The organism is Shewanella sp. MBTL60-007, from assembly GCF_019654915.1.
Classification (GTDB): domain Bacteria; phylum Pseudomonadota; class Gammaproteobacteria; order Enterobacterales; family Shewanellaceae; genus Shewanella.
In genome coordinates this window covers 33,429-45,480 of record NZ_BPET01000009.1, presented here as the reverse complement: position 1 = coordinate 45,480, position 12,052 = coordinate 33,429, and the positions used below count along the sequence as shown (strand labels likewise).

At 46.5% G+C, this 12,052-nt stretch carries 10 protein-coding genes; 5 read left to right on the top strand and 5 right to left on the bottom strand.

Annotated features, from left to right (window positions below; all coding sequences use genetic code 11):
- Positions 1-140 precede the first annotated feature (140 nt).
- From K5Q92_RS04705 to K5Q92_RS04690, 4 genes are all read left to right on the top strand, one after another.
- Positions 141-665, top strand: coding sequence for a phosphatase PAP2 family protein (locus K5Q92_RS04705; protein ID WP_220767898.1), 525 nt, complete (start codon positions 141-143; stop codon positions 663-665).
- Between the two features lie 73 nt (positions 666-738).
- A complete protein-coding gene (locus K5Q92_RS04700) occupies positions 739-1,176 on the top strand; it encodes a DUF3069 domain-containing protein (protein WP_220767897.1) in 438 nt (145 codons plus the stop codon).
- A gap of 708 nt (positions 1,177-1,884) precedes the next feature.
- A complete protein-coding gene (gene phsA, locus K5Q92_RS04695) occupies positions 1,885-4,155 on the top strand; it encodes a thiosulfate reductase PhsA (protein WP_220767896.1) in 2,271 nt (756 codons plus the stop codon).
- An 83-nt stretch (positions 4,156-4,238) separates the two neighbouring features.
- Entirely contained in the window at positions 4,239-4,817 is a 579-nt protein-coding gene (locus K5Q92_RS04690; protein ID WP_220767895.1) for a 4Fe-4S dicluster domain-containing protein, read from the top strand.
- Between the two features lie 771 nt (positions 4,818-5,588).
- Here K5Q92_RS04690 and K5Q92_RS04685 read toward each other — a convergent pair.
- The 3 genes from K5Q92_RS04685 to K5Q92_RS04675 form a co-directional block, all read right to left on the bottom strand.
- A complete protein-coding gene (locus K5Q92_RS04685) occupies positions 5,589-7,277 on the bottom strand; it encodes an NAD-dependent malic enzyme (protein ID WP_220767894.1) in 1,689 nt (562 codons plus the stop codon).
- A gap of 549 nt (positions 7,278-7,826) precedes the next feature.
- Entirely contained in the window at positions 7,827-8,300 is a 474-nt protein-coding gene (locus K5Q92_RS04680) for a DUF1456 family protein (RefSeq protein WP_220767893.1), read from the bottom strand.
- An 85-nt stretch (positions 8,301-8,385) separates the two neighbouring features.
- Positions 8,386-9,561 carry a serine hydrolase gene (locus K5Q92_RS04675; RefSeq protein ID WP_220767892.1) on the bottom strand — a complete coding sequence of 392 codons (1,176 nt, stop codon included), beginning with the start codon at positions 9,559-9,561 and terminating at the stop codon, positions 8,386-8,388.
- A 511-nt stretch (positions 9,562-10,072) separates the two neighbouring features.
- Between K5Q92_RS04675 and K5Q92_RS04670 the strand changes: the two genes are divergently transcribed.
- Positions 10,073-10,696: a glutathione S-transferase family protein gene (locus tag K5Q92_RS04670; protein ID WP_220767891.1), complete on the top strand. Its 624-nt coding sequence runs from the start codon at positions 10,073-10,075 to the stop codon at positions 10,694-10,696.
- Between the two features lie 280 nt (positions 10,697-10,976).
- Here K5Q92_RS04670 and K5Q92_RS04665 read toward each other — a convergent pair whose 3' ends face one another.
- Both K5Q92_RS04665 and K5Q92_RS04660 read right to left on the bottom strand, forming a co-directional pair.
- Positions 10,977-11,477 carry a DUF4447 family protein gene (locus K5Q92_RS04665; protein WP_220767890.1) on the bottom strand — a complete coding sequence of 167 codons (501 nt, stop codon included), beginning with the start codon at positions 11,475-11,477 and terminating at the stop codon, positions 10,977-10,979.
- A 52-nt stretch (positions 11,478-11,529) separates the two neighbouring features.
- On the bottom strand, positions 11,530-11,934 hold the full coding sequence (locus K5Q92_RS04660) for an SMI1/KNR4 family protein (RefSeq protein WP_220767889.1): 405 nt from the start codon (positions 11,932-11,934) through the stop codon (positions 11,530-11,532).
- Positions 11,935-12,052 lie beyond the last annotated feature (118 nt).

Here is a 12,052-nt window from a genome sequence, read left to right as displayed (position 1 = left end):
CACTATAAACTATTTTTTTTACGCTATTTTTTACCCGCACGAGATATGCCGTAAAAGTTAGTCTAGACAAGTCTTTGCATTTGTTTCGAGGTGTCTGTATAACAACGCCCTTTAAAGGGCTCATGATAAAGGTCACTGGAATGAAAAAGTTTTTTGCCTGTTTGCTTTTGCTGACAACTTGGCCAACTTATGCGACATCGAACTTGGAAGAATCTGGCGATGTGTTGCACCTTTTACTGCCTGCAGCTGCTCTGGGTGGAAGCCTTATCTATGAAGATGGTTACGAAGGTGCATGGCAGCTAGCTAAAACCGGCGTGGTGTCGCGTCTTGTGGTCGAAGGGCTTAAGTACACGGTTGATAAAGACAGACCCGATGGTTCAGGTGATGATTCGTTTCCATCAGGCCATACCGCCGACAGCTTTGCTGCAGCGACTTTTGTGCAGCAAAGATACGGTTGGGAGTGGGCTATCCCTGCTTATATTGGTGCCGCTTACGTGGGTTACACCCGGGTTGAAAGCGACAAGCACCATGTTGAAGACGTACTCGCTGGCGCAGCAATCGGTATTCTATCTGGGCTATACTTTACCGATCCCTATAAAGGCATCACCGTTACGCCGATCGCAGGCAATGGCAATTATGGCCTCTATGTTAGCGGCAAATTCTAACGCGCGAGTTAACCGTTAACGTTAATAAAATCGAATCAGTAACAAGATTGACAGTAATTTTAGAGAGAAACAGATGACAGAAGTAACCCAAGCTTACAAAGAGCGCGCCGAGCAAGTGGCACTGAACGTATGCAACACCGTTATGCCGATGAACGACATTCCTAAGGATTTGTTTGAAGCCTATGCAAACCTTTGCAATGAGCTAATCGAAGACACAGATCTTAAGTTCAGCTCAGGTTGGGACGCACTGCCAGCCAGTGCTAAGAGCCTACTGCCTAAAGAGGACTTCCACGGCTTCTACATCGCTAATGCTTGGTTCCAACTCAGCCGCGTAGCACAAGACATCGCAGAGATGGCGGATACCGATGATGAGATCGCCGAGAAAGAGTACAACGGTATCTTCACCCGTTTGTCTGACGCTTCGCTTAAAGAGAGTGTTCGTAAGTTGAAGAAAGCCCGAACAGACCGTTCGATGCTTAATAGCATCAAGTCTGTGATTGCTGGCAAGTAATCATTGAGGTTTAGGCTGTTATAACAGGCTAAAAGAGAAGGCTATGGGAAACCATAGCCTTTTTTATTGCAGTGCAGAACCTTGGTAATACTAATAAGGTCAAACTTTGGTGACGGCGATGACGTGACTTTGTCGCGTTAACCCTAGGTTGGCGGGGGAATTGTGACCATTTACCAGAAAATAATATTTTTTACGTGATATATGTCTAAAAGATAGGTGATTTCACCTTCTAAATTTTCCGAGTCACGACAATAATATAACTCAAAGAAAATGTCTTAATTTTGTTAAGCTTTATCTTAAATCTGCTCGTTTATATCGATGAGTCCACAGGGGTTAACTCCCCTGAAAAGCGACGTTAAATATTAGGCCTCATCTACAACTCAGTGCTGTAAGCACTTGCCAGTGCGTTATATCAAAACGACTAAGTGAGATAATGATTATCTTGCGAAGTCAGGGAGCAATGATTCCACCTCTGTAGCGATCAACTTATTTGCTACATACCTTTTCGATCACAAATTTTAGTTGTGATCGGATCTAAATCACAACTCGTCACATGTGATTCACATCTAAATACATCTGATTTATTGATCTTAATCATGCTTTGTTTGATTGGCGCAGGCGTAGTATGCGTACAGCCGGCTTCTCTTCGTATAAAAAATAATTTCTTTTAAATCTGATGTTTACAAGTGTGGAAAGAGAGGTAAGAACATGTTGTCTCGCCGCGATTTTTTGGCAAAAGGTAGCGCCTTTTGCGCTATAACAGTTTATGCCCCCGGAACGTTAGGGGCGCAAAGTAAAATATTAACACCAGCGACGCCATTTATTAAAGAAATAAACAGTATCTGCGAAATGTGTTCAACTCGGTGTCCCATTACCGTTGAAAGCAGACTGGACAAGTTGTTCATTCGGGGGAACCTGAATGCCAAGAGCTTTGGCGGTAAGGTATGCGCAAGAGGCACATCAGGTAGCAAGCTCCTATATGATCCTCACCGGTTGGTAAAACCGATTAAGCGAACCGGACCTCGAGGCTCGGGCCAGTGGCAGGAAATTGAGTGGGAAGAAGCATATCAACTTATTGCGGATAACCTAAACCAAGTGCGTGACCAATACGGGCCAGAAGCAATCGCAGTCTCGAGTAAATCTGGCTCATTATCAAATCATGCCTTTCACTTTGGTAAAGCCATTGGCACCCCAAATATTTTTTCACATGGCTCAACATGCCCAATCTCCTATGCTGTTGCAGCTAGGGTGATGTTCGGCAATGAGCTTAAACTCGATTTAGAAAACAGCAAATACATACTCAACTTCGGTCATAACCTGTACGAAGGGGTCAATATGTCAATGACTCGCGCCCTGTTGGCGGCACAGGAGAAAGGGACTGTTAAGGTTGTGGTGTTTGAGCCCAGGTTATCGGTGATGGCAGACAAAGCGGATGAGTGGCATGCCATTAAACCCGGCACAGACATTGCCGTTGTACTTGCTCTAAGTCATGTATTAATAGAAGAGCAGTTGTACGATAAATCTTTTGTTCAGCAATATGTGAGTGGATTTGAGGATTTTTCGGCTTCGATGGCACAATACAGCCCTGAATGGGCAAGTGAGGTGTGCGGGATTTCAGCAGGCGACATTCGTCGTATCGCTCGAGAACTCGCCGCAGCCGCCCCTGCTGCAATAGCCGACCATGGCCATCGCTGTACCTTTACACCTGAAGAGTTTGATCTCCGGCGCGGTATTTATGCCATAAACGTGCTGCTGGGTAACATTGAACGTAAAGGAGGAGTGTACTTTGCTAAGAACTCTAAGCTGTACAACAAACTCGCCGGCAAAGTGGTAGCCCCTTCACTGGAAAAAATAAAAGTAGAAGGTTTACCAACCCCAGTCTTGCCGCGTATCGATTTAGCCGATCCTCAATTTAAGTATGCTGCCAAAGCGGGAGGGCTTTATCACTCCATTATCCCAGCAGCCTTGCTGCAACACCCCTACGCGATAAAGGCATGGGTGATGTCACGTTCCAACCCAATGCAAACCGTTACAGATAGAAGCCAAGTTCAAAAAGCATTTGAGGCGATGGATTTTGTTGTTGCCTGTGACGTATATATCAGCGAGAGTGCGGCCTATGCTGATGTTGTTCTGCCTGAGTCCACTTATCTTGAGCGTGACGAAGACATCAGTGATTACTCCGCCAAGAATCCTGCCTATGCCTTGCGTCAGCGAGTAACTGATACCATAGGTGACACACGACCAAGTTGGCAAATATTTAAAGAGATGGCTGACGCAATGTCGCTGGGGCACTATTTCCCTTGGCGAGATATTTCTGATTATCAACAGCGCCAGGTTAAAACAAATCCCGAATTATTGTCGCAATTAAAAGGTGATGGCTTCCTCTCTTTTGGTGTGCCGTTGTTGATGCGAGAACCTGAGATGGTTGCGAAGTTTTGCCAGAATTACCCGAATGCATTGCCTGTCTCAGAGCGTGGCGACTACGGTCATCAGCTTCAATTCATGACTCCCAGTGGCAAGATTGAATTGAGCTCTCCTAGTATCGAGAAAATTGCCCCAGGTCGCAGTGTGATTCGCTACCGTCCCGTGGTGTTAAAGCAGCGAGGTGAGCTGTACTTCATTCAGGGAAAGTCTGCATTGCACACCAATGCTGCTACTCAAAATATTCCGCTGCTTTACGATTTGCAGCCGGATAACCCAGTCTGGATCCATCCAGACACAGCTGCCGAACTTGGGATAAATGATGGTGAAGCAATCTTCATAACTAGCCTAGTGGGAGAGGAGCAAGGCACTGCTAAGGTAACGCCTGGGATCCGCAAAGATACCGTTTTCGCACATATGGGATTTGGCAGTAAGAACCAAGAACTCACACGGGCTTTCGGTAAAGGAGTGCATTGTGGCGCCTTGTTACCCCATGCTACCGCAGCCATTACAGGCAGTAATATTCATACCACGGGCGTCACTATCAGACCTGTGTGATGTGTAACTAGTTTAACTAACAAGGAGCTACTTTACTTCAACAAAGGCAACGGCAGGTGTTGTTGTAGAGTAGGGAACACCTAATGAACGAAAAATATGTACTCATTCATGATGAAAATCGCTGTATAGGCTGTCATGCCTGTACCGCCGCTTGTAATACATCTAACGAGTTGGCCGACTATCAAAACAGAGCCTCAATTGATGTAAAAGGCCCCTATTTTATCGATGGTGAACTGCACTATCGTTATCTGCGAGTATCTTGTGAACAGTGTGACAGACCTGCCTGTATCAGGGCTTGCCCTTATGGGGCCATCAGCCAAACAACTGATGGTGTTGTGTCATTTAATCATGACCGCTGCAAAGGTTGCTTAATGTGTGTTGCGGCCTGTCCGTTGGGAGGGTGTTTCTATAACAAACAAGTTAAAGCCACTGATAACTGCGATTTCTGCATGAAAAGCCGTGTTGCAGAGGGATTACAGCCAGCCTGTGTTACGGTATGTCCAGCCGATGCACTTATTTTTGGTAATGCCAATGATCCTAGCAGTGAAGTACATAAGCACCTGTCAACGGTACTCACTTATAACCGTTCCATTGGCTATAACAATAAACCTAAGCTCTACCGAGTAGCCAGCCAAGTTGCAAGTGAGCGAAGACCAGTTTAGCTTAGTTGTTGAGGTTTAGTGTAGACACCAAAGCAAAAGGCTATGGGAGTGTTCCCATAGCCTTTTTTGTTTGGTTTTGATGGTGTTAGTAGATATCGCAATTATCTATCCAGCGTAGGGCAATCAAACTTCGTTTGATAAAGGTCGTGAGCTTCCAGCTCACACTCGGCCAAAAGGGGGTCAACAGCAACCCCCTCTTGGATCACCCTGCCGCCCCAGACGAAGTTGTCATCCTCATGCTTATGGATAAATTGCTAACGCTTCCGATGGGGCATCCTGCCCCGCGAAAGCTACGCCGACATCCATGTCGGCATCACGCAATTGATTCCAACGCACTTCGGCAACTCCGATGGGGAACAGGTATTTTCTGTCAGCCAGAGTTGTCGGTTAGTTTTAACGTTATGGTTAAAGGGAAACGTGTTTAGTTTACTCTGACCCCACATATTGTAGTTTGATGAAGGTCGTGAGCTTCCAGCTCACACTTGGCCAAGAGGGGGACAAGCGCTTTCCCCCTTGGCTCGGGTGCGGGCGAAGCGCCGCGACGTTAGTCAAGCGCAGCTTAATATGTGGCATAGCCACTGATGTTAACTGTTAGACGAAGTCTCACCTAAATTTCAGGCGTAGCCTGATAGCAAACCAACTATTGGATAACGCTAAAGCTCAAAAACAAAAAAGCAGCCAAATATGACTGCTTTTGATTTAGACCGTTAGCGAAGCGCTCGTCTTTGCTTGAACCGTCTATGCTTTTCCGTTTTAGCTTTATCGAAAAAACTAGAAAGAAGTTCGTTTATAACGTCGATACTCTGCTGTCCAGAAATTATCCTCAATCGACTGATTGAGCAGCTCCTCGGTTGTCGGCAAGGCATGACCTTCCTCAATCGCCACTTTCGCCACGGCAAAGGCAATATGCTTACTCACCTTATGGATATCTTCAAGCTTAGGCAGCAAAGACCCTTCGCCATTTACCGCAAGCGGTGAACACTCGGCCAGTGCGCGGCTCGATGCCATCAACATGGCGTCGCTGACACGCTTGGCACCTGAGGCAAGCACGCCAAGGCCGATGCCAGGGAAAATATAACTGTTGTTACACTGGGCGATTTCATAAGTAGTGTCATCGACAACCACTGGCTCAAACGGGCTACCGGTTGCCACAAGGGCTTGGCCTTGAGTCCAGTGCAGAATATCTTTCGGTGTGGCTTCGACGCGACTGGTTGGGTTCGACAGTGGGAACACAATAGGGCGCTTACAATGGCTGTGCATCGCCTTGATGATCTCTTCGGTAAACAGCCCCGGCGCGCCTGATACGCCAATCAATACTGTTGGCTTGGCATTGTTGACCACATCGAGTAGTGAGATGTTGTCACTGAAGTTATCCCAGTTGGCGACATCTTCACACTGCTGAGCTAGCTTTTGCTGGAATGGCAGTAGATTTGGCATATTCGCCTGCAACATGCCCCAGCGGTCAACCATGAATACTTGCTTACGGGCCTGAGTCTCACTAATGCCCTCAGACACCATCTGCGCCACGATAGCCTCGGCGATACCGCAGCCTGCAGAGCCAGCTCCTAAGAAGGTGATGCGTTGTTCGCTCAGCTTAGTATTGGCTGCCTTACACGCTGCCAATAATGAGCCTACGGTGACTGCAGCCGTGCCTTGAATGTCATCGTTAAAGCAGCAGTATTGATCTTTATAGCGCTCTAGCAGTGGCATGGCGTTCTTCTGGGCGAAGTCTTCAAACTGAATGAGTGCATCGGGCCAGCGGCGGTGAACTGCCTGCATAAAGGCTTCGACAAATTCTGTGTACTCTTCGCCGCCAATGCGCTGGTTACGCCAGCCCATATACATAGGATCTTCTAGCAGGTGTGGGTTATCGGTACCCACATCTAAGGTTATCGGCAGGGTATAGGCTGGGCTGATGCCACCACAGCTGGTGTAAAGTGACAGCTTACCAATTGGGATCCCCATGCCGCCGATGCCCTGATCGCCAAGGCCTAAAATGCGTTCACCATCGGTGACTACGATGATCTTCACTTTTTGGCGGGTGGAGTTGTTGAGGATGTCGTCGATACGGTCTTTATTGGCGTAGGAGATAAATAGACCACGGTTACGGCGATAATCCTTGGAGAAGCGCTCACATGCCATGCCCACAGTTGGGGTGTAGATGATGGGCATCATCTCGGTGATATGGTTCTGCACTAGGCGGTAATAAAGCGTCTCGTTGGTATCTTGAATGTTTCTTAAGTAGATATGCTTATCGAGATCGTTGGTGAAGTTTTTGTATTGATCGTAAGCCCGTGAGGCTTGCTCTTCGATAGTCTCGATAACGTGGGGCAGTAGGCCTTCAAGATTGAAAAAGATCCTTTCCTCTTCGGTAAAAGCACTGCCTTTGTTGATCAAAGGGGCTTCTAGAATCGCGGGACCAGCAAAAGGAAGATAGAGCGGGCGTTTGTTATCGTCCATTGGAAACCTTTACGTTATTTTTGTTAGTTAGGATTACAGGTGATGCTAATCACGGAAGACTAACATAAAGCGTGATCTTTGTTTTGCTTTGTCGGAGGATTTTTTTATTGAGATGGGAAAAGAAGGTGCTAGTTGCTAGGCAAAGAAGGTGCTAGGAAAGGCAAAAAGCCAAGACGATTAAAGCCGAGACGAGAAAAGCCGATTAAAAGCAGGGAGAAGCGGTGTTTGTTGTAGGTCGGGCTTTAGCCCGTCTAGCTTTTGCTTTTCCTAGCAGGGCGTAGCCCGCTCTAGAAGCGCAGCGCCCTAGGATCTAGCCGCTTCTTTTAAAGCCAAGACGATTAAAGCCGGTTAAAAGCAGGAAGAAGTGGTGTTTGTAGTAGCCCGTCATGCTTTTGCTTTTCTTAGCAGGGCCTCTCTGCACAAGCAGGCCGTCCTAGAAGCGTAGCGCCCTAGAATCTAGAGCCCTCTTTTTGACCTAGCACCTTCTTTTAAAAAAAGCACCGCCATTGGCAGTGCTTTTATCACTTACATATAAAATGCGGGTGAGAGTTAGTTCGCGTTTTCTGGACGGTGCTTAATTGACAAACCCATCAGGAAGTTACGTAGAACTTGGTCGCCACAAGGCTTGTAATGCTTATGGCCAGGTTTTCTAAATAGTGCGCCTAGCTCAGACTTGCTCATGTTGAACTCAGCAAGCTCTAACGCCTCAATAATATCTTCTTCGCGTAACTCAAATGCCACCCTTAGCTTCTTGAAGATAAGGTTGTTGGTCAGTTGAGATAGTGGCTCTGGCGCTTCTGCGCCTGGCTTTAGGCCGCGCTTGTAGATCACTAGACCGTCCAAGAAACGACACATATTTTTGTCGTTAAGCGGTGCGTAACCTTCTTCATGCTCTTTCTTTAGCATGTTGATGATCTGCTCTTGAGTCACTTCGTGCTTAGTTTTAGCAAAAATGCGGATCATTTTTGCGTTGCTTAAGTCGAGGATATAGCGAACTTTACGTAAAATATCATTGTTAATCATGAGTTTGATTTCTTCTAACTATAGGACCGCGCGGCTGCGCGATCATCGAAAGCGATTATAGCAGAAGTTAGCGTTTGAGTAGTAATTACTCTGTTACCTTAGATACCGCATTAGTCGGTGCCATTGCACTCTCTACGGCGCTGACTCCAGCCTGATATAACTTAGCTACAGGGCGGTCTTCGAGCGCAATCAGTCTGCTGCGAATACTGCTGCGTATGGCGTCATGCAGTCCAAATGTGCGTTCGCGGTCGCTAAGATCCCAAGAGGTATTTTCTAAAATCACTAAGCTGACTTTAGACTTTGGATAATATGCCGCTAGGCTCACGTAACCGGGTAGGTAGCCACTGTGGCTGTATTCAACTAATTGTTCATCTCGGCTGATCTGCGTGCCATAGCCATATTCTAATGCTCCCCACCTATGTTCACGGGTGGCATGTGGTGAGATCATTAAGCTTAAACTCTTAGGGGTTAATAGCTTGCCGTTATAGAGCGAATCTTGAAAGCGGCCATAAGCTTCAACCGATGCAGCCATACCGCCAAACGCGATCATAGATTTATCAATGCTGAGCTCCACAGGACTTAGGTGTGATTGATTGTGACCTTCAGAGTCTTGGACTAAGGTTTCGGTATTGCCTAGGATGAAATTGTTATGGGCTGATTTGATACTCGCTATGTTGCCTGTTTGCGCATATAAACCATCGAGCTGATTTTGTTGGTTTAATCGCTTAACTTGCTCGTCAATGGGGAGTTGGTAAACCACTTCGAGTATGTCACCGAGTAGCGCATAGCCATAATTTGAATATTGAAATTGACTGCCAGGTTTAAAAAGTGGCGTTTCGCCCATTTTGACTAAACCTGAGGTGTGGCTCAGCAATTGCGATACGGTCACGCTTGGTGGCACATAAGCACGGGGTTTATTGCCATCTTTTAGTAAGTAATGACTCACACTTTTATCTAAATCGATTAGGCCTTCATCGACGGCTCTCAAGATAAGGGTAGCGGTCACTTGTTTTGACAGTGACCCAATTAAAAAGCTGGAGTTTTTGTCAATATTGTTGCCTGAGATATAAGCAAACACAGGTTGGTTATCTTGCTTAACCATTACCACGCCACTAAAGGGGCGCTTAGCTTGATTGATAATGGTGGGAAGCTGTTTGGCTATGTCACTGTTTGCGACCCTATTAGCACTGGCTTTGTTTGCAGCCCAAAGGCAACAGCCAACAACGACTGAGCCTATAAGCGTTTTTGTTATTAGGTGCATTGAGATCTAGGTGTCCGTTTACGTTATTTTTTCGCATCCAATAGGTAAAGAGCGTGGTAAAACTCATTAGGTTAGTTATTCCTAACCACTACAGGCCCTTATGGCGCTACCATACTCGCCTGCCGACAAGAGTGCTGTGCTGAGCATCAACTTATTGTTAAGCCAAGTAATAATCATTGTCATCATGAGGCGATAATCATAACAAATTCAAGCGGGATAACTAGCACTTTAAAAAATCTATATGCTAGTTAATACAGGAGCCGCCTAGTGTTCATTGTTGGCCTCGCGGTGATTTTAGTGCTGATATTGTCAATATAGCGATGAGTGAAGCGGCGGCCTATTGGGAAATATAGCTGAAATCGGACAATCGCTGAGATAGAGAGTTGCAGGCGATGGAAAAGGAAGCCTGCTTGAAAGCGTTATGTTTTGAAACAATGTGATGCTTTTAATTGTTGGCTCTTCACAGTAGCTTATGGGGTTAGCTAATTCATGTTAAGTAAGGAAGCGTCAGATGATTACATTATTTGGGATCCCTCGCAGTCGCTCATTGCGAGTGTCATGGACTTTAGAAGAGCTTGGACTCGATTGGCAATATCGCTATATCAATTTTGCGAAGGGTGATGGACGAGATCCTGCGTTTTTAGCGGTTAACCCTTGTGGCAAGGTGCCTGCACTAGTGGAGGATGGTTTTGCCATTACTGAGTCTGCAGCCATAGTGTTATATCTCGCCGAGAAATATGGCGCAGGTAAGCTATTGCCAAAGGTGGGAAGTCATGAGTCGGCACTGCATCATAAGTGGGTCAGCTTCATCACCTGTGAGCTTGAGCAGCCGCTGTGGAGCATAGGTAAACATAAATTTGCCTTGCCAGAGGAGCAGCGTCTGCCTGAGATGTTATCGGTGGCTAAGTGGGAATTTGATAAAGCTGCCGCGATAGCGGAGCAATGGTTACCCGACAGTGAGTTTTTGCTCGGTGATGAACTGACTATTGCTGATATTTTACTGGGGCACACCTTGCTGTGGGCAACACGATTTGAGCAAGATATTCCACCAAAACTGACGGCTTACCGCGATCGAATTACCGCTCGGCCAGCCATGGCTAGGGGCCTTGCTAAAGAGGAAGCGGGGGCGGCTTAATACAGGAGCTAGGTTCTAGATGCTAGAGCGCTTCGCTTCGAGGGCGGGCTTCGCCCTGCGAGGAAAAGCAACAGCGTGACGGGCTAAAGCCCGACCTACAACAATAGAGCCGCTTTTCCGTTATTTTCCGTAAGCGCAGCGTTCTATAGTGACCTAGTCACGTTCGTAAGGCCGTAGGCCGTTCGGCTCTTACCGTCTTAGCTTTAAAAGAAGGACCTAGGCCCTTTCTTTGCCTTTCCTAGAGCCTAGAACCTAGGGGCTAGGATCTAGGATCTAGAACTTATAACTGGGCTTTAGCCCATTTCGCGCGGTTTTCGCGGCTCTCTTTCAAGCCCTCTTTTTCGCGGAATGCTTTGTAAGATTCAGAGTCTAGCGCGACCAGTACCACGTCAACCTCAAGCATTAGCTTACACTCTTTCTTGATGCGGTATGCTGAAACGTTATAAAGCTCTGCTAGTGGCAGTGTGCCTAGAAACTCTGGATTGTACTGAGCGTATAGCGCTTGAGTTGGGTAAACTACAAAGCTAAGAGTGCGCTTTGGTTCAGTTTTAAATAGCTCTTCGATGCCATCACAAGTGTTTAGTACCTGCATCTCAATCGCTTCATCGATCTCAAGTAGTTTCTTCTGTACTGGCATGTGCGCTGGCTTCTCGCCTGCTTCCCAAGCGATAACATCGGCTTCGCTCACTTTACCAATTTCGGCAACTTGGGCTGTGGTTAACGCCAATGAGTGACGAAGGTACTGCATTTCAATGGCATTCAAACCAAGTTCTTTAGACATGATATTTCCTTAGTAAATTTTGTTGTGACGGCGTGTGCTTATACCTAAGGTATTAGCTGCGCATCCACACATCTTCAGCCCAATCCCAGAAAGACTCCCATGAGTCATCCTCGTAGATCTCATCATCTTGCCAAAGCTGAATTTGACCTTCTTGGCTAATGAAGAAAAAGCTATCGCCTTGCTGACAGATTGGAATGAACTCACGTGGCAGGCCAATTGACCAAGCATAGGCCGCTACCTCTGGTAGATAGGTATGCGAGTTAGGATCGCTGGCGGTCACAGGCTCAAGGCTGCCACAAATAACATCACTGGCGTAAAGTAAGTATTCTTTGAGCTCCATAGGTAGCGGAATAAGGATCTCCTCTTCCACTTCAACAATTTGTTCAAAGGTTGCTAGCTCTAACGGTACTGGAACCGTCTCGCTCATTTCTTGGAGTTGCTCAATGACATCATTCATAATTTGGCTGGATCTGGCTATATAGACTATTGGGCGGGAGTATAGACAATTATTGCTTAAGTCACAAAAGGCTTTGTGGTGGTATGAGGTAAAAAGTCGTAATAAAAAAGGACCCAAT

Bases quoted from the DNA above. Each gene is read 5' to 3' on its own strand.
- K5Q92_RS04705 (WP_220767898.1), top strand. From the start codon at position 141: ATGAAAAAGTTTTTTGCCTGTTTGCTTTTGCTGACAACTTGGCCAACT.
- K5Q92_RS04700 (WP_220767897.1), top strand. From the start codon at position 739: ATGACAGAAGTAACCCAAGCTTACAAAGAGCGCGCCGAGCAAGTGGCA.
- phsA (WP_220767896.1), top strand. From the start codon at position 1,885: ATGTTGTCTCGCCGCGATTTTTTGGCAAAAGGTAGCGCCTTTTGCGCT.
- K5Q92_RS04690 (WP_220767895.1), top strand. From the start codon at position 4,239: ATGAACGAAAAATATGTACTCATTCATGATGAAAATCGCTGTATAGGC.
- K5Q92_RS04685 (WP_220767894.1), bottom strand. From the start codon at position 7,277: ATGGACGATAACAAACGCCCGCTCTATCTTCCTTTTGCTGGTCCCGCG.
- K5Q92_RS04680 (WP_220767893.1), bottom strand. From the start codon at position 8,300: ATGATTAACAATGATATTTTACGTAAAGTTCGCTATATCCTCGACTTA.
- K5Q92_RS04675 (WP_220767892.1), bottom strand. From the start codon at position 9,561: ATGCACCTAATAACAAAAACGCTTATAGGCTCAGTCGTTGTTGGCTGT.
- K5Q92_RS04670 (WP_220767891.1), top strand. From the start codon at position 10,073: ATGATTACATTATTTGGGATCCCTCGCAGTCGCTCATTGCGAGTGTCA.
- K5Q92_RS04665 (WP_220767890.1), bottom strand. From the start codon at position 11,477: ATGTCTAAAGAACTTGGTTTGAATGCCATTGAAATGCAGTACCTTCGT.
- K5Q92_RS04660 (WP_220767889.1), bottom strand. From the start codon at position 11,934: ATGAATGATGTCATTGAGCAACTCCAAGAAATGAGCGAGACGGTTCCA.